Origin of the sequence: Streptomyces sp. DSM 110735 (genome assembly GCF_016482685.1) — a bacterium.
In the GTDB taxonomy this organism is placed as follows: domain Bacteria; phylum Actinomycetota; class Actinomycetes; order Streptomycetales; family Streptomycetaceae; genus Streptomyces.
This window is the reverse complement of record NZ_JACYHF010000002.1, coordinates 221543-238192: the sequence shown is the minus strand read 5'-3', so window position 1 is coordinate 238192 and position 16650 is coordinate 221543. Positions and strand designations below refer to the sequence as shown.

Genomic DNA, 16650 nt, shown 5'->3' with positions numbered 1-16650 from the left:
ACCTATGGGGGACAGCCGGGCAAAACGCCAGGTGAGTCGAGCACTGGTCCGCCGGTCATACGGCGGTGGCGCCCAGCAGTAGGTCGAAGGCGCCCTCCGCCTCGCGGAGCACCGCCGTCGCGTCGGTGCCGCCGAGGCGCCACGCCGTCTGGTAGCAGCCGAGGGTCAACTGGGCGGCGAGGACGGCGGTCGGCGGCGGGGTGCCATGGTCGATCAGATGCTTCTCGAGGAGGTCGGCGTAGTGCCGGGTCTTGCGGGTGTGGCGGTCCTCCAGCTCGGGGTGCCGTGTGACCAGACGGTGGTACACCGCGTAATGGTCGGCGTTGCGGGCGGCTTCGGTGCAGAGCGCCAGCAGCAGCCGCCGGGATGTGGCCAGTGCCCGCCCGAGATCCGGGAGCGGCTCGGCGGGCGCCTCGCGCATGGCCGCGATGAGCGCGCGCAGGAAGTCGTCCTCGGTGGAGAAGACGACTTCCTGCTTGTCGCCGAAGTAGCGGAAGAAGGTGGTGCGACCGATCTCGGCCCGCTGGGCGATCTCGTCCACGGTGACGACGTCGAACCCCCGCTCCATGAAGAGCGCGAACGCCGTCTCGATGATCCGTTCCCGGGTCTGGCGGCGCTTGCGGTCCCGCAGGGACTCCACCGGAGACTTGTCCACGCTCATTCGGCCAGGATATCCGCCCCTTCCGCCCGGCGACCGGCCTCGACGAGGCGCCCGGCCTCGCGCCACAGCTCCTCCTCGCGCGCCTCGTCGTACGACTCCGGCGACGACGGGACGTCACGGCCGCGATCGAGGTAGGACCCGCTCGGTGCACTCGGCGCCGTCAGGATCGTCTCAGCCAGCCGGGCGCCCGCCTGCCGTGGCGTCATGCCCCGGCCCAGGACCCGCTGGAGCCGGAAGAACCCGTCGAGCACACCCCGTACGGGTCCCGGGGCGTGGCGGAAGAAGTCGGTGCCCGCGACGAGCGCCGGGTTGTAGGAGTGGACGCCGACGCCGTCGGGCAGACGGCGGGCCAGCGCGTGGGTCAGGTAGATGACGCCGAGTTTGCTGGTCGCGTACGCCCGTCCGGCTTCCCGCGCCCCACCGGCACGCGGCGTGGCCAGGTGCTCCGGTGTCTCCCAGCGCGGTGCCGCCGTGGCGCCGAGCGTGTAGCGGAACTGCCCGAAGTGGCAGTCGCTCGACGTGAGCACGATCCAGCCCGGAGCGGTGAAGCGGGGGAGCAGCTCCCTGACGAGCAGGTAGTGGGACAGCACGTTGACCCCGAAGGTCGTCTCGTAGCCGTCCGTGGTGCGTTGGTCGGTGGTCGTGAGCGTCAGGCCGGCGTTGCCGAGACAGCCGCCGAGCGGCGGGAGGGACCCGGTGTCGAGCCCCCGCAGAATCTCCGCCGCCGCCCGCCCGACCTCGGCGAGCGAAGCGAGGTCGCAGTCCAGGACCGTGACCCCGGAAGCGTCCGTGATCCCGGAAGCGCCGGTGACCTCGGTGAGTTCCGCGGCGAGGCGTGCACCGTCCCGGCGCGCCAGCACGACGTAGTGGTCCTGCGGTCGTTCCCGGATCAGCAGCTCGACGGCGTCGCGGCCGAAACCGCGGGTCACTCCGGTCAACACGATGGTCCGGCTGTCCATGGCGGGCTCCTCGGTATCGAGTACCAGATGGTACTCAGTACCATAACATCTACGGCAGAGCGGCTGACCGGGGTGCGGACCCGTTCGGGAGCGGGCGGTCGTCCCCTACTCGGGCAGGGCGACCACGCGGTTCTGGTAGGCCCAGACGACCGCCTGAAGGCGGGAAGCCGCGCCCAACTTGGGCAGCATCCGGGCCAGATGGGACTTCACCGTGGACGGCTCGATACACAGCTCGGACGCGATGTCGCTGTTGCTCATGCCCTGCGCGAGCAGCCGCAGGATGTCGAGTTCGCGCGGGGTGAGGATGCCGCCGGCCACCGCGTCCTGCCGTACGGTGACGGGTCGCGCCGGGCGGAGTGCGACGAAAGCGCGCAGGACACGCCGTGTCAGCTCCTGATCGATCATGCCGCGACCGAGTGCGACCTGCCGGATGGCGTGGGCGATGACGTCCGGATCGGAGTCCTTGAGCAGGAATCCCGCGGCTCCGGCCGCCAGTGCGCCGAAGATGTACTCGTCCAGGTCGAAGGTGGTGAGCATGAGCACCTCGACCTGGTCGTGCCGCACGGCGCGCGCGACGTCCACGCCGTTCATCCGCGGCATGCGGATGTCGAGGCACGCCACGTCCGGGCGCCGTTCCCGGATCAACCGCAGGGCTTCCGCGCCGTCCTCGGCGACGCCGACGACCTCGATGCCGTCCTCGGCGGCGAGGAGCGCGGCGAGCCCTTTCCGTACGAGTGGTTGGTCATCGGCGATCACCACGCGGATTTCCGTGGTCACGGCTTCACTCCTTCCCTCAACCGCCGGTGCCCCGACGGCCGTTCACGCGGCAGCTCCAGCGTGACCTGCCATCCGCCGCCGGGCGTGGGCCCGTAGTCGACGCTCGCTCCCACGAGGGCGGCTCGCTCGCGCATGCCGATCAGCCCGAAGCCCGCTCGTCCCGACGCGGGGACAGGACCCGGAGCGCGGTCGTTGCGGACGGTGATGGCGACGCGGTCGTCACCGGTGCCGTCGAGCGTGACGGAGCATCGGGCGCCGGGTGCGTGCAGGGACGCGTTCGCAAGAGCTTCCTGGACCATGTGGTAGCCGACCACCTGGGCAAGGGCGGAGACGCCGACGCCCGGGTCGGCACCGTCCGGCTGCACTGTGAGATCGATGCGGTGACCGTCCCTCTGCCGTGGTCCGAACAGGTCGGGGATCGCCCGGAGGGAGCGCTCGGCGAGCGGTGCCATGTCGTCGTCGCGCAGCAGCCCCACCATTTTCCGCAGGTCGCCGAGGACGGCCATGCTCTGTGCGCGGATGTCGTGCGCCGACTCGCGCGCGGCGGCGGGCCGGTCCTCGATCTGCCGTTCCATGGCCGCCGCGAGCACGGCGATGCCGGAGAGGTGGTGGGCGGCGATGTCGTGCAGATCGCGCGCGAGGGCGACGCGCTCGGCGGCGATCGCCGAAGCGACCAGTGCCTCCCGCTCGCCCGTCAGCGCGGCGATCTCCCGCCGGTGAGCCGCGTCCACCTCACGTCTGCCGACGACGACAAGGGCGATGAGCAGCGGAACCCCGACGACGATCAGACCCTGACCGACGCCCAGAGCCAGTGCGACGAGTGGACCCGCCGCGCCGGAGCGTACGGCGTTCACGGCTGTGGCGACGACGACTCCGGCGAACAGTGCCGCTGCCGTCCCGCTTCGGAGCCGGTGACCGGTCGTCAGGGCGACCAGACCGACCGCGGCGATCTCGGGCACCGCGGTCACGCTGACGAGATCGCCCGGCGCGACACCGGCGAGCAGCAGCGCGGCGAGGACGACCACCGCCGCGGCGGTACGAGGCTTTCGCGTGCTCACCGCGACCGCCGCCGACTGCGCCGCCACGGTGGCGAGGATCGCGCACCACGCCGCCGAGCCGACGGCGGGAACGGCGGCGGAGCTGCCCGGCACGTGGGCGACGGGCGGCACCGCCAGGAGGATCGCGAGACCGAGGACGAGGCAGCAGACCCCCACCGCCACGGCACCGCCCCGCGCTTCCCGCCCGGACGCGCCCCGCGAAGTCGTCATCATCGGGAGTGTAGGGGAGCGCCGCGCCGCTCGACCGCGACCGACGGTTCCCCCGGCACCGGGCGACCGAGCCGACCCCGGGTCAGCGCGATGATCGCGAGCGCCGCCACCACGGAACCCACGGACATGACGGGGACGGCGACCGAGGCGAGGCTCGGGAAGAGGTCCGCCCAGAGCACGGAGACGAAGGTGTTGACGCTGACGTGCATGAGCATCGACAGGGGCAGCGACTCGTTCGTGCGGTTGAACATCCACGACATCACGACGTTGAACGACACGCAGAACACGGTGAAGGCGAGCAGCCCGGCCCACCCGCGGTTGCCCTCCGCCCAGTCCGTGAGGAAGAGGGGGTAGTGCCAGACGGCCCACACCGGTCCGAGGATCGCGGCGGACACCAGCGGCGAGTACCGCCGCTGCAGCCTGCTCAGGGCGAAGTCGCGCCAGCCGGGCTCCTCCGCGAGTCCCGTCGTGACCAACTGGAGCACGAGCACCGGTATGTACGCGGCGAGCAGGGACGGAGCGGCGATCCGACCGCCGGAGAAGACGGTTCCGACGACCAACAACCCCGCCGGAACGCCCAGCAGCGCGACGGCGTACCACCGCGCGCCGACCCGCCACCGGAACAGCCGTCCCGCCCACGCGCGCAGCCCGGCGCGACCGTCGACGACGGCGGTGACGACGAGGGCCGAGCCGATCGGACCGAGGTACGCGCCGGGCAGCACACCGAGGAGCTGAGTGGTCCCGAGGACGGTCGGGTAGTCGACGTCGGTGATCCCCAGACCCTGCTGGGACAGGATGTAGTTCACCCAGCCGAGCCAGCTCAGCGCGCAGGCGAGCGTGAAGAAGGCGGCCAGTGGATGTGATCGGATGAGCGAGGACATGTGCGTTCCTCCCGGGCGGTGGTGAGTGACCATCCGACGGTAGGGACCGCGCCACTCCGGCTTCGAGCGCCGTTCCGCCGAACCTCGGCGCCTGCGTCTTTCGATGCAACAGGGGTTGCCGCAGGCGTCCTTCACCTAGAGCCTGTCCGGCGGATCTTCGTGGAGCAGCCCGCGGCGTCTGGTGCGTGCTCTCGGCGTGCGCCCGGATCTCCCTCGTACTGGACGTACTCGGGTGATTCGGGCGTGCGGCGAGAGTGCGTGCCAGGCGTCGCGGGCCCACGAAGATCCGCCGGACAGGCTCTAGGCTCGACACCCTTCCGAAGGGCTCACCATGTCAGACCTGATGGACCTGTCCGAGTTGCGGGTGCGGCGCGAGCGGTGGATCGACGCGCCCCCGCAGACCGTGTACGACCTGATCAGCGACGTGGAGGCATCCGTCGCGTGGACACCCGATCTGGTCTCCGCCACGTACGAGACCGAGGGCGTGCCACGGGTGGGTTCATGGTTCACCGCCGTCAACGCCGATGTGCGGCACGACCATGAATGGGTGACGCGGTCGCGCATCCACGCGGCTGAGCCGGGACGCGAGTTCGCCTGGTACGTCGTGGTCCACGGCGTGGACGCCACGTTGTGGCACTACCGCCTCCAGCCCCGGGACCAAGGCACCCTCGTCACCGAAAGCTGGCAGGTCGAACACCTCTTTCCGGTCATGGGGGAGAGCCGGGAAGAACTCCTCGACCTGAAAGCCCACAACACGGCCGGCATGGAGGCGACCCTGGACTCCCTCGCCGAGGTGGCCGCCGCGCGGGCGCGCTGAGTCCGAGGACGACCGACCCCGAGAGTGCCGGAGAGCCGTAGGGGGCGGGCTTCGTGGTGGCCGGTGACGGACCCCGCCCCTCGAACGCGGTTTCCCCGCGCTCAGGATGTCCCGGTCCCGAGCCCGCCGCCGCTCAGCAGCAGCGCCACGTCCAGCGCCGCCACAGCGACCGCCGCCGCGAACGCGGTCTGCTCCCGGCGGCGCCCCAGGACTGTCCCGGCCACCGCGATCAGCCCGGCCCCGACCAGCGCGGCGACCTGCCGGGCGCCGGGCGGTCCGGCGGGTCCGAGCGCCAGCAGGGCGGACGCGGTGACCAGCGGCACCGGCAGCAGCAGCCGTACCCGGCGGGCGCCCAGCCGCTGGGGCCAGCCCCGTACGCCGGTCGCCAGGTCGCCCCGGATGTCCGGCAGCACGTTCCCGAGGTGGGCGCCGACGCCCAGCAGCGCACCGGCGGCGAGGACCCACCAGGCGGGCCACGGGCGCCCGGCCAGACCCAGCGTGACGAAGGCAGGGAGCGCGGCGAAGGACACCGCGTACGGCGCCCAGGACCAGCGGGTCGCCTTGAGCCGCAGGTCGTACGCCCACGCGGACGCGACGGCGGTCAGATGCACGGCGCCCGCCGCCCACCCGCAGGCGAACGAGAGCGGCACGCACACGGCCAGCGCGGCACCGGCGGCCGTCCACACTTCCCGCGCCCCGATCGCGCCGTCCGCGACGGGCTTGCCCCGGCGACCCGTGGCGCTGTCCCGGCAGGCGTCGACGGCGTCGTTGCACCAGCCGATGGAGAGCTGCCCGGTGAGCACGGCACCGGTGGTGAGCAGGCATCGGCCCGGCGCCTGACCCGCCGTCACGGCGAGCGCCGCCGTCAGCGCGGTGACCGCCGCCAACGGACCGGGGTGGCACGCCCCGGCCAGGGCGGAGGTCTTGTTGCGAACCGGGATCACCGACCGCTCGGGAGTCACCACCCGGCGATCCTAGGAGCCGCGCCGGGCGCGCCACGATCCGGAAACGGCCGGACGGGCGATCTCTGGTGCCGGAGTGATGGTCGCGGGAAGATCTGCTGGGTCCACCCCCGGGCCCGTCGACTACGGGAGCGTCATGACGCGGATCGCCGCCGTGCACGGTGCCCTCGCGCCGTACCGCTTCGCCCAGGCAGACATCACCGACATGGTGGCCGCCGCCTGTCTGCCCCGGGGCGCCGACCGCCGGGTGCTGGACCGCCTGCACCGCAACGCCGGGGTCCGCTCCCGCCACATGACGCTGCCGCTCGACCGGTACGGGACGCTGGACGGCTTCGGCGCCGCCAACGACCTCTACATCACCACCGCCACCGACCTGGGCGCCCGCGCGGTCCGGGACGCGCTGCGCGCCGCCGGGCTGTCGGCGTCCGACGTGGACCTGCTGGTCTTCACCTCGGTCACCGGCGTCGCCGTCCCGTCCGTCGACGCACGGGTGGCGGTCCGGCTCGGGCTGCGCCCGGACGTGCGACGGGTACCGCTGTTCGGTCTGGGCTGTGCCGGGGGCGCGGCGGGGCTGGCGCGCGTGCACGACTTCCTGCTGGGGCGCCCCGAGCAGGTGGCGGTGCTGCTGTCGGTCGAGCTGTGTTCGCTCACTTTCCAACGCGGAGACGCCTCCACGGCCAACCTCGTCGCCACCGGCCTCTTCGGCGACGGCGCCGCCGCCGTGGTGGCCTGCGGGGCGGACCGCGCGGACGCGTTCACGGGTCCCACGGTCGTGGACTCCCGCAGCCGTCTCTACCCGGACGCGGGCGGTCTGCTGGGCTGGGACATCGGGGACTCCGGCTTCAAGGTCGTCCTCGACCCGGGCATCCCCCAGGCGCTCCGTCACCATCTGGCCGACGACGTAAGGGAGTTCCTCGGCGACCACGGTCTGAAGCCGCAGGACGTGACGGCCTGGGTGTGCCACCCCGGCGGCCCCCGCATCCTGGAGTCCGTCACCGACGCGCTCGACCTCCCCGCCGAGGAACTCGCCCTGAGCTGGCGCCACTTGGCCGAGGTCGGCAACCTCTCCTCGTCCTCCGTGCTCCACGTCCTGCGCGACACCCTCACCGAGCGCCGCCCACCGCCCGGCACTCCGGGACTGCTGCTGGCCGTCGGACCGGGGCTGGCCTGCGAATGGGTGCTGCTGAGCTGGTGAGCCCGACAGGAGGACACATGATCTGGTACGCGCTGCTGGTGGCCGCCGTCGCGGGTGAGCGGGTCGCCGAACTGGTCGTGGCCCGCCGTAACGAGCGCTGGAGCAGGTCACGCGGGGCGATCGTGGCGGGCGACGGGCACTATCCGGCGATGGTCGCCCTGCACGTGGGTCTCCTGGCGGGCTGTCCGCTCGAAGTCTGGCTCGGCGGGCGGCCGTTCGTGCCCGCGCTGGGCTGGCCGATGCTGGCCCTACTGGTGTGCGCGCAGGCGTTGCGGTGGTGGTGCATCGGGACACTTGGACCGCGCTGGAACACCCGCGTGATCGTCGTACCCGGTCTGCCGCTGGTGGCCCGGGGTCCTTACCGGCTGCTGCGCCACCCGAACTACGTGGCCGTGGTCGCCGAGGGGGTGGCACTGCCCCTGGTGCACACCGCCTGGGTGACCGCCGTCGTCTTCACCATCCTGAACGCCGCCGTGCTCACCGTACGCATCCGCTGCGAGAACCAGGCGCTGACCGCCGCCCGCACACCGGCTCCGGCATGATCGACGTCCTCGTGGCCGGTGGCGGCCCGGCCGGGCTCGCGGCGGCCGTGCACGCCACGCTGGCCGGACTGACCGCGGTGGTGGTCGAGCCGCGCACGGCGCCCGTGGACAAGGCGTGCGGCGAGGGCGTCATGCCCGGCGGAGTCGCCGCCCTCCGCGCGCTGGGCGTGGAGCCGACGGGCCGCGAACTGCGCGGCATCCGCTACCTGGACGGCCACCACCGCGCCGAAGCACCCTTCCGCGACCGCCCGGGTCTGGGCGTCCGCCGTACGACCCTGCACCACGCCCTCCACGAGCGCGCCCTCGACCTCGGCGTACAGATCGTCCCCGGCAAGGTCGGCGCAGTGCGCCAGACCCGGGACAGCGTCACCGCCGCCGGAATCACGGCACGCTGGCTGATCGCCGCCGACGGCCTGCACTCTCCCGTCCGCCGCCGCCTCGGCCTGGAACTGCCCGCCGGCGCGCGGGGCCGGTACGGACTGCGCCGCCACTACCACGTCGCCCCCTGGACGGACTTCGTGGAGATCCACTGGTCCAGCCACGGCGAGGCATACGTCACCCCGGTCGCCGACGGTCTGGTCGGAGTCGCCGTACTGAGCCGCGTCCGCCGCGCCTACGACGAACACCTGGCCGCCTTCCCCGCCCTCACCGCCGCGCTGCACGGCGCCCCCGCCACGGCGGTACGCGGCGCCGGACCGCTGCTCCAGCGGGTCCGACGCCGGGTCCAGGGCCGGGTCCTGCTCGTCGGAGACGCGGCGGGCTACGTCGACGCCCTCACCGGCGAGGGCATCGCCCTCGCCCTGACGACAGCCGAAGCCGCCGTGCGCTGCATCGCGGCCGGGCGCCCGGACCGCTACGAGCACGAGTGGTCCCGTGCCACCCGCCGCCACCGCCTGCTGACCAGAGCGCTGCTGGCCGCGAGCAGCCGTCCGGCTGGCGCCCGGCTGGTCGTGCCGGTGGCGTCCCGGGTGCCGCCGGTGTTCGCGGCGGCGGTGCACGCACTCCGCTGACGGAGGGCTGCTGGCGGGGGGCCCGGGGTCCACTCGGCGTCAGCGTCCGGGACCGCCCTGGAGGCGGGTTGCCCCAGGAGGGGCCCGGTAGGTGCGCACGATCATGGATCTGTCGGAAGGGAACCTGCAGTGAAACTCCTGTGGCTCACCGCCCACCCCGAACCTCGTTCCCTGAACGGCTCCTTGTACCGCGACGGTGTCCAACACCTCCTGGACCAGGGGCACGAGGTGCGCACCAGCGACCTGTACGCGATGAAGTTCGACCCGGTCGTCAGGGCCAGTGACTTCTCCCACCCCGACGGCGAGCGGCTCGTCGTGGGCAGCGCGGCCCAACATGCCTTCGAACAGGGCACGTTGTCCCCTGACATCTCGGCCGAACACGACAAACTGTCCTGGGCGGACACGCTCGTCGTGCAGTTCCCGTTGTGGTGGTACGGGATGCCGGCCATCCTCAAGGGCTGGTTCGACCGCGTCTTCGTGGGCGGGAACGGCGGCGACTACGACGAGGACCTGGTCCTGCGTCCCGAACTCAGCCCGCACGCCACGGGAACCGCCGCCCACTACCGCACCGACTCTCGTTGATCGCACTCTGCCCGCAGCGGATCGGCCTCGCTCACGCGCCCCTGTCCCGGTCGCCGCCCAGGATCTCGTGCAGGTACGTGCCGGTGTGGCTGCCTGGGACCGCCGCGACCTCCGCGGGCGTGCCCTCGGCGACCAGGAAACCGCCGTCGGCGCCGCCCTCCGGGCCGAGGTCGATGAGCCAGTCGGCGGTTTTGATCACGTCGAGGTTGTGCTCGATGACGATGACGGTGTTGCCCTTGTCGACCAGGCCGTTCAGGACTTTCAGGAGTTTGCCGATGTCCTCGAAGTGCAGACCGGTGGTCGGCTCGTCCAGGACGTAGACCGTGTGTCCAGTGGCGCGCTTCTGGAGTTCGCTGGCGAGCTTGAGGCGTTGCGCCTCGCCGCCGGACAGAGTGGTCGCGGGCTGGCCGAGCCGGACGTAGCCGAGTCCGACCTCTTTGAGGGTGCCCAGGTGGCGGGAGATGGCGGGCTGGGCTGCGAAGAAGTCGGTGGCCTCCTCGATCGTCATGCTCAGCACGTCCGCGATGGACTTGCCCCGGTAACGGACCTCCAGCGTCTCCCGGTTGTACCGGGCGCCGTGGCAGACCTCGCACGGGACGTAGACGTCCGGGAGGAAGTTCATCTCGATCTTGATCGTGCCGTCGCCCAGGCAGTTCTCGCAACGCCCTCCCTTGACGTTGAAGGAGAAGCGCCCGGGCTGGTAACCGCGCACCTTCGCCTCGATCGTCTCGGCGAACAGCCCGCGGATGTGGTCGAAAACGCCGGTGTACGTCGCGGGGTTGGAGCGCGGGGTGCGGCCGATGGGGGACTGGTCGACGTGCACGACCTTGTCCACCAGGTCGTCGCCCTCGACGCGCGTGTGCCGTCCGGGGACGGTGCGCGCACCCTGCAGTTCGCGGGCCAGGTGGGTGTAGAGGATGTCGTTGACCAGCGTGGACTTTCCGGAGCCGGACACGCCCGTGACGGCGGTGAACAGGCCCAGCGGGAAGGAGACGTCGATGTCCTGGAGGTTGTTGGCACGGGCGCCGTGCACGGTGAGCTGCCGAGAGGTGTCGGGGCGTCGGTGCGTCGCGGGGATCGGGATCGACCTGCGGCCCGAGAGGTACTGGCCGGTGACGGAGGCGGGGTCTTCGAGGAGTCCCTCCAGATGCCCGCTGTAGACGACCTCGCCGCCGTGGTCGCCCGCACCGGGACCGACGTCCACGATCCAGTCCGCGATCCCGACGGTGTCCGCGTCGTGCTCGACCACGATGAGGGTGTTGCCCATGTCGCGCAGCCGGACCAGGGTCTCGATCAGCCGGTGGTTGTCCCGCTGGTGCAGACCGATGGACGGCTCGTCCAGGACGTAGAGCACGCCGACCAGACCGGAGCCGATCTGGGTGGCCAGGCGGATGCGCTGTGCCTCGCCGCCGGAAAGGGTGTCCGCGGAGCGGTTGAGGGAGAGGTAGTCCAGGCCGACGTCGACCAGGAACCGCTGGCGCTCGTTGACCTCTTTGAGGATGCGTTCGGCGATCCTCGTCTCACGGGGGTCGAGATCCAGTGCGCCCAGGAAGTCCGCGCAGTGGCCGATCTGCATGGAGGAGACCTCGGAGATGGACTTCCCCGCCACCGTCACCGCGAGGCTCATCGGCTTGAGACGGGCACCGTGGCAGGCAGGACACGGGATCTCCCGCATGTACCCCTCGAAGCGCTCCCGGCCGGCGTCGCTCTCGGCCGTCTGATGCCGCCGCTTCACGAACTGCACCGCGCCCTCGAAGGGGGTGGTGTAGTGACGTTCCCGGTCGTACCGGTTGCGGTAGCGCACCTCGATGGGGGTCTTGTACCCGTGGAGCAGGGCCTTCTTCGCCCGCTGCGGCAACTTGGCGAAGGGCACGTCGGTACGGAAGCCGAGCGCATCGGCGAGGGCATCGACCAGTCGCGCGAAGTGGGCCCTGGTCGGGCCGTGCGACCAGGGGTGGATGGCGCCCTCGTCGAGGGACTTCTCCTCGTCCGGGACGATCAGCTCCGGGTCGATCTCCATCCGGGTGCCGATGCCGCCGCACTCCGGGCAGGCGCCGTAAGGCGAGTTGAAGGAGAAGGAACGCGGCTCCAGCTCCTCGAAGTACAGATCGTCGTACGCGCAGTACAGATGCTCCGACAGCATCCGCTCGCGCTCGGGGTCGTCCTCGGGAAGGTCGACGAAGTCGAGTACGACCATGCCGCCGGACAGGTTGAGAGCGGACTCGACGGAGTCGGTGAGGCGGCGCTTTGCGGAGTCCTTCACCGTGAGGCGGTCGACGACCACCTCGATGGTGTGCTTGTGCTGTTTCCTGAGATTCGGCGGGTTCGAGAGCTGGACGATCTGGCCGTCCACCCGGGCACGCGAGTACCCCTTCGTGTCCGAGCTGACCGCCCTGCGCGACCGGGCAGCCGGTGGTCACTGGGAAGGGCGGGCGGAGTTCGGCGGCATGCTCCGGGAGGTGGCGGTCCTGGGATCCGACACGGGGGCCGTCCTCGTACTCTCCGCTCCGGAAGTCCCCACGGACGAGGACCGTGCGGCTTTCGCGCGGGCCGCGTGGAGCGTGGCAGTCGCCTCCATCGCGCGCCAGGTGGCCGAGGCGGCGCCGGACTATCTGCAGGAATCGCGTGCGGTCACGAGCGAAAGGCTCAGGGTGACCGCTGAGTTGACGGACCGTCACATCACCGATCTGGAGTCGCTGCTGGCCACGCTGCGGACCAGAGACCTCGACGACGCCCGGGCTCGCGCCCAGGCGATCGATCTCGCCGCGGACGCGCTGATCCGGGCCCGGAGCGGAGCGGACCTGGTCGCCTTCATCGCCGAGGAGCCGGTCTCCCGCGCCTTCGAACGCCTCAAGAGCGACCTTCGTCCGCTGAGCCGCTACGAAGCACTGCAGATACAGTTCATCGAACCCCCGGCCGACGGTCGGGCGCTGCCCGGAGAGGTCGCGCACGCCGCCCGGGCCATCGTGCGCAGCGCCGTCCTCCTCATGCGCGACCAGGAGGACGTGACCCGCGTCCGGGTCCAGTGGAACTGCGACGGCACCAACCTGCTCGTCTCCGTACGCGACGACGGCCCCGGACGCATGGACAGCGGCCTGCCGGCGCTGCGCCAGCTCACCGCCCGCGCCACCGCCCTCGGCGGCGACCTCGACCTGGAATCAGTGGAGAACTGGGGGTCCCGCCTGGAGGTCCGCATCCCGCTCGACCCCCCGGACACCGCCGAGGAACCCGTCGAATCGTGGGGTCTGGCTCCCCGGGAGGCGGAAGTACTCCGCCTGCTCACCGCCGGACGACGCAACCGGCAGATCGCCACCCAACTGGGCATCAGCGAAAACACCGTCAAGTTCCACACCAGCCAGATCTACAACAAGCTGGGCGTCACCTCCCGAGCCGCCGCAGCCGCCCTCGCCACCGAGGCGGGTCTGCGGTAGGGCGCCGTCGCGCGCGGACCCCGGGGTCAGGCGGACGGAGTCGGATGGGGCGTGCCGAGGTAGGGGAACTCCGACAGCAGGTCGGTGTGCGGGGGGATGTTCGCGTGGGGGACCTTGCCGCGCGAGACCATGTCGATGCGCGCCGTCTCGACGTCGTCGGTCGGGGTCCGGCCGTTGGGGTAGGCGGCGGGCTGGGAACGGTCGTAGCGCAGCACGTCCGGCAGGATCGTGCGCAGAGTCTGCTCGGCGCCGTGGGCGTCGTAGCCGCCGGTGTGGGCGAGGACCGCACTCCACGGTTCGAGGTAGGTGTCCCAGTCCTCGGCCGGTTCGCCGGCGTTGTACGCCTCCTTGGCGTCCTCCTGGTTGAAGTACGCCGTCACGGAGGGGTGGGCACCGCGGTCGACCGAGGTGAGCCGCCCGTCCCGGCGCACGCTGATCCGGCCCCAGACGCGGATGACAGGGTCCGGGCTCAGCTCGGAGGAGGGCATGTCGAGGACGATGCCGAAGACGTTCTTGTCGACACCCCAGTCCTTGCCGGTCCACTGGAAGTCGTTGCCGATGCCTTCGAGGTCGGCGAAGAACGGATCGCTGCGCAGTCCGACCGATACCCGGTAGGGACCCGAGTGAACGATCACCGGCTCCGGACCGAAGGCGACCGGCTCATCGGTGACGATCTCGCGCCCACCCGCCTCGTGCGACCGCGCCTGTTCGCCGTCCGCCCGGTGGAGCGTGAACGTCTGACGCCCGTCCTGGAGCGGGGAGAAGACGAAGCTGAAGGCCACGTCCGCCCGATGGTCGCCGTCGGTGTCGATGTTGACACGGTAGACGGCATCGGGATGGAAGGAGTCACCCATCGTCGGGGCCACCGGATTCGCGTTCATGATCAGAACGGTGCGGTCACCGTCGGTCGTGAACGCGAACAGGTCGGTCATGTCGAGACGGCCGTCGTCCAAGGGGGGCCGCAGATTGGGCCCACTGAGGTGATGAGACATGCCGCCAGCCTCCGGCCGCCGAGCAACAGGCGCTGGCTGATACGGCCATTCGGAGCCGTGAATTCATCCAGGCTCCCGGTGTCTTCCGGCGCGCCCAGGGACGTCATGTCTCCAGCGACATGACATCCGGGGCGGTCGTTCCTCCCGCGACACCGGCCTCCCGGTACTCGCTGGGGGTCATGCCGGTCACCGCCCGGAAGGCGCGGTAGAACTGCACCGCGCTGGAGAAACCCGTCTCCAGCGCGATCGTGGAGATCTGCTTGCCCGGCTGTGTGCGCAGCATCAGCCGGGCGCGCTCGAGCCGCAGGGAGCGCAGGCACGCCATGGCGGACTCGCCCGAGCCCTCGAAGAGGCGGAACAGGGTGCGGCGGGAGATGTGCAGGCCCGCGGCGATGCCCTCGGCGTCCAGCTCGGGGTCCGCCAGATGCGCGCGCACGTAGGCCAGCGCCTCGCCGCGACGCAGCGACTCGGGCATCCCGCACCGACCGAGGGCGAGCAGGCTGATGAGTGATGCTCCCAGCGTGGTCGCCTGGGGCGCGAGACAGTGCGCGCCGAGACGGTCCCCGTCCTGGCGCTGTGCGAGGTTCACGAAGAACGCCGCCACCGCACCCATCGCCCCGCCGCAGTCGAACGTCCTGGCGAGCAGGTCGTCGCTGCGGCTCACGCCGGCCAGCGAGAACGCCTTGTCGGCGGGCAGTTCGAGGACGACCTGCTCGTAGTACTCCTTCGCGCACAGGGAGAACGGCACGGCACTGTCGTAGATCACCAGCGAGCCGGGAGTGGCGAGCGTCCGGCGTCCCGCCTGTTCGACGAGCAGGTTCCCGCTCTGCTGGAACACGAGGTACAGATATTCGTCGTCCTCGCGACCCTGCGCGATGTCGCCGACCGAGCGCCGGACCTCCTCCGGTCGGGCCCGTTTGGTGGACAGCCGGAAATCCGCGTACCAGCCCAGCTTGATCTCGCCTCCGAACGTGCTGCCGACCGGGTCCGTCCTGACCGACACATAGGCTTCCCGCCTGGCCTGACGCCAGTAGTCGACCTCGTCGCCCCGTGGGGCGTGACGGGTGGAGAAGGACGTCAGGCGCGGCAGCGCCGAGCCGTCCTGAGCCATGGCATTCGCTCCTCTTGACTGCTCCGCGCCGCTCTGCACGAGGCTCACGGCGTCCCCGTCCCAGCGTACGCCGCAGGGATCTTCCCGGGCTTTTTTGCCGATCGGATGTGTCGGCAGTGGCAGGGGTCCGGCCCGCAGCCCCCTTCCAAGGGACTGCGGGCCGGGGAGGGCGGGCCTCAGGCGGGGATGAGGCCGTGGGGGTCGATGATGAACTTGTCGTTCACGCCGGTGTCGAAGGTCGCGTACGCCTCGGGGGCGTCGTCGAGGCTGATGACCTTGGTGTTGAGCATGGCGCTCAGGTAGGGCATGCGGTCCCACAGGATCGCCATCATCAGCTCGCGGTTGTAGTGCATGATCGGTGCCTGCCCGGCGGTGATCCGCGGCGACTTGATCCATGCCGTGCCGAAGTCGATCGGGTACGTGCCCTGCTGCTCGGCCTTCGACTTCGCGAGCGGGTCGGGGCCGTAGACGCCGATGACTCCGGTGGCGCCGCCCGCGCGGGTGGCGTCGATGACCTGGTTGATGGCGTAGGCCGGGTTCATGTCCTCGGCCTCGCGGCCGATGCCGTGTGCCTCGGAGCCGACGTAGTCGACCGCGCAGTCGACCATGGGTTCGCCCAGGATGGCTTCGATCTGGTCGTGGAGTGTCGCGTCCTCGTTCAGGTCGATGGTCTCGCAGCCGTTCTGCTTCATCAGCTCCAGGCGGCCCTTGTGGTAGTCGCCGACGATGATGCAGGACGCCCCGAGGAGGCGCGCCGCCGCCGCGCCGCAGCGGCCGACCGGACCGGCGCCCGCGAGGTACACGGTCGAGCCCGGCTTGGCGCCCGCCTCCATGAGACCGTGGAACGCGGTGGGCAGGATGTCCGAGAGCAGCGCCAGGTCACGGATCTTCTCCATGGCCTGGTCCTTGTCCGGGAAACGCAGGAGCTGGAAGTCGGCGTACGGGACGAACAGGTACTCGGCCTGCCCGCCGACCCAGTCGCCCAGGTTGAAGCCGTACGCCCCGCACGCCAGTTTGGGGTTCGTGGTCTCGCAGACGTCGGTGCGGCGCGCCCTACAGTTGCGGCATCGGCCGCAGGCGACGTTGAACGGGACGGAGACGAGGTCGCCCTCGCTGAGGAACTCGACGTCCGGACCGACCTCGACGACCTCACCGGTCATCTCGTGGCCCATCACCATGCCCTTCGGCACGGGGAAGGACCCGCGGTAGATGTGCAGGTCGCTGCCGCAGATGTTGGTGGCGACGATCTTGAGGATGACCCCGTGCGGAGCCTTCTTCCCGTTCGGCATCTCAAGCTTCGGGTAGTCCAGCGACTCGACGCGCATGTCCTTCACGCTCTGGAAGGTGACGGCGCGGTTGCCGTTGCTGCTTGCCATGACGATCTCCTCTGCTGATCCAGGCTGATTCAGGCTGATCCAGGGGGACGTGGCCGGGGGAGTGCCAGCGGTCATTTCGGGGGCTC

Annotated in this window: 15 protein-coding genes and 1 pseudogene; 6 read left to right on the top strand and 10 right to left on the bottom strand. The window is 71.0% G+C overall.

All coding sequences use genetic code 11. The features are described 5' to 3' along the window. Positions 1-55: 55 nt before the first annotated feature. The 5 genes from IF655_RS03860 to IF655_RS03840 form a co-directional block, all read right to left on the bottom strand. The gene (locus tag IF655_RS03860) at positions 56-661 is read right to left on the bottom strand and encodes a TetR/AcrR family transcriptional regulator (protein WP_199582064.1); all 606 of its coding nucleotides are present in this window, start codon (positions 659-661) and stop codon (positions 56-58) included. Next, the gene (locus IF655_RS03855) at positions 658-1620 is read right to left on the bottom strand and encodes an SDR family NAD(P)-dependent oxidoreductase (protein ID WP_199582063.1); all 963 of its coding nucleotides are present in this window, start codon (positions 1618-1620) and stop codon (positions 658-660) included. Before IF655_RS03855 ends, IF655_RS03860 begins: the two co-directional genes overlap by 4 nt. Before the next feature lie 105 nt (positions 1621-1725). Further along, positions 1726-2397, bottom strand: a complete 672-nt coding sequence (locus IF655_RS03850) for a response regulator transcription factor (RefSeq protein WP_199582062.1) — start codon at positions 2395-2397, stop codon at positions 1726-1728. Next, positions 2394-3665, bottom strand: a complete 1272-nt coding sequence (locus tag IF655_RS03845; protein ID WP_199582061.1) for a sensor histidine kinase — start codon at positions 3663-3665, stop codon at positions 2394-2396. The genes IF655_RS03850 and IF655_RS03845 overlap by 4 nt, the downstream gene beginning before the upstream one ends. Beyond that, positions 3665-4546, bottom strand: a complete 882-nt coding sequence (locus IF655_RS03840; protein WP_199582060.1) for a CPBP family intramembrane glutamic endopeptidase — start codon at positions 4544-4546, stop codon at positions 3665-3667. Before IF655_RS03840 ends, IF655_RS03845 begins: the two co-directional genes overlap by 1 nt. Before the next feature lie 331 nt (positions 4547-4877). Here IF655_RS03840 and IF655_RS03835 point away from each other — a divergent pair, with 331 nt between their 5' ends. After that, complete coding sequence (locus IF655_RS03835) at positions 4878-5363, top strand: SRPBCC domain-containing protein (protein WP_199582059.1); 486 nt, start codon at positions 4878-4880, stop codon at positions 5361-5363. A gap of 101 nt (positions 5364-5464) precedes the next feature. Here IF655_RS03835 and IF655_RS03830 read toward each other — a convergent pair whose 3' ends face one another. Further along, positions 5465-6328, bottom strand: coding sequence for a UbiA family prenyltransferase (locus IF655_RS03830; RefSeq protein WP_199582058.1), 864 nt, complete (start codon positions 6326-6328; stop codon positions 5465-5467). A 133-nt stretch (positions 6329-6461) separates the two neighbouring features. Between IF655_RS03830 and IF655_RS03825 the strand changes: the two genes are divergently transcribed. The 4 genes from IF655_RS03825 (at position 6462) to IF655_RS03810 (ending at position 9654) form a co-directional block, all read left to right on the top strand. Then, entirely contained in the window at positions 6462-7520 is a 1059-nt protein-coding gene (locus IF655_RS03825; RefSeq protein WP_199582057.1) for a type III polyketide synthase, read from the top strand. A gap of 17 nt (positions 7521-7537) precedes the next feature. Continuing rightward, complete coding sequence (locus IF655_RS03820; RefSeq protein WP_199582056.1) at positions 7538-8062, top strand: isoprenylcysteine carboxyl methyltransferase family protein; 525 nt, start codon at positions 7538-7540, stop codon at positions 8060-8062. Continuing rightward, entirely contained in the window at positions 8059-9072 is a 1014-nt protein-coding gene (locus IF655_RS03815) for an NAD(P)/FAD-dependent oxidoreductase (protein WP_199582055.1), read from the top strand. Before IF655_RS03820 ends, IF655_RS03815 begins: the two co-directional genes overlap by 4 nt. 129 nt (positions 9073-9201) lie before the next feature. Beyond that, positions 9202-9654, top strand: a complete 453-nt coding sequence (locus tag IF655_RS03810) for an NAD(P)H-dependent oxidoreductase (protein ID WP_199582054.1) — start codon at positions 9202-9204, stop codon at positions 9652-9654. A gap of 46 nt (positions 9655-9700) precedes the next feature. Here IF655_RS03810 and uvrA read toward each other — a convergent pair. After that, a pseudogene (uvrA, locus tag IF655_RS03805) lies at positions 9701-12034 on the bottom strand (excinuclease ABC subunit UvrA); the annotation flags it as partial. Between uvrA and IF655_RS03800 the strand changes: the two are divergent. After that, the gene (locus IF655_RS03800) at positions 12030-13085 is read left to right on the top strand and encodes a LuxR C-terminal-related transcriptional regulator (RefSeq protein WP_307814849.1); all 1056 of its coding nucleotides are present in this window, start codon (positions 12030-12032) and stop codon (positions 13083-13085) included. The pseudogene uvrA and the gene IF655_RS03800 sit on opposite strands and share 5 nt — an antisense overlap. A gap of 26 nt (positions 13086-13111) precedes the next feature. On the opposite strand, the gene IF655_RS03795 is transcribed toward IF655_RS03800, so the two are convergent. The 3 genes from IF655_RS03795 to IF655_RS03785 form a co-directional block, all read right to left on the bottom strand. Continuing rightward, positions 13112-14038, bottom strand: a complete 927-nt coding sequence (locus IF655_RS03795) for a DUF4331 family protein (RefSeq protein ID WP_242488525.1) — start codon at positions 14036-14038, stop codon at positions 13112-13114. A 142-nt stretch (positions 14039-14180) separates the two neighbouring features. Continuing rightward, entirely contained in the window at positions 14181-15188 is a 1008-nt protein-coding gene (locus IF655_RS03790; RefSeq protein WP_199582052.1) for a helix-turn-helix domain-containing protein, read from the bottom strand. A gap of 176 nt (positions 15189-15364) precedes the next feature. Continuing rightward, complete coding sequence (locus IF655_RS03785) at positions 15365-16564, bottom strand: alcohol dehydrogenase catalytic domain-containing protein (RefSeq protein ID WP_199582051.1); 1200 nt, start codon at positions 16562-16564, stop codon at positions 15365-15367. Positions 16565-16650 lie beyond the last annotated feature (86 nt).

Excerpts from the sequence above, each read along its gene's own strand:
- IF655_RS03860 (WP_199582064.1), bottom strand. The coding sequence starts at position 661 with ATGAGCGTGGACAAGTCTCCGGTGGAGTCCCTGCGGGACCGCAAGCGC.
- IF655_RS03855 (WP_199582063.1), bottom strand. The coding sequence starts at position 1,620 with ATGGACAGCCGGACCATCGTGTTGACCGGAGTGACCCGCGGTTTCGGC.
- IF655_RS03845 (WP_199582061.1), bottom strand. The coding sequence starts at position 3,665 with ATGACGACTTCGCGGGGCGCGTCCGGGCGGGAAGCGCGGGGCGGTGCC.
- IF655_RS03840 (WP_199582060.1), bottom strand. The coding sequence starts at position 4,546 with ATGTCCTCGCTCATCCGATCACATCCACTGGCCGCCTTCTTCACGCTC.
- IF655_RS03835 (WP_199582059.1), top strand. The coding sequence starts at position 4,878 with ATGTCAGACCTGATGGACCTGTCCGAGTTGCGGGTGCGGCGCGAGCGG.
- IF655_RS03825 (WP_199582057.1), top strand. The coding sequence starts at position 6,462 with ATGACGCGGATCGCCGCCGTGCACGGTGCCCTCGCGCCGTACCGCTTC.
- IF655_RS03820 (WP_199582056.1), top strand. The coding sequence starts at position 7,538 with ATGATCTGGTACGCGCTGCTGGTGGCCGCCGTCGCGGGTGAGCGGGTC.
- IF655_RS03815 (WP_199582055.1), top strand. The coding sequence starts at position 8,059 with ATGATCGACGTCCTCGTGGCCGGTGGCGGCCCGGCCGGGCTCGCGGCG.
- IF655_RS03790 (WP_199582052.1), bottom strand. The coding sequence starts at position 15,188 with ATGGCTCAGGACGGCTCGGCGCTGCCGCGCCTGACGTCCTTCTCCACC.
- IF655_RS03785 (WP_199582051.1), bottom strand. The coding sequence starts at position 16,564 with ATGGCAAGCAGCAACGGCAACCGCGCCGTCACCTTCCAGAGCGTGAAG.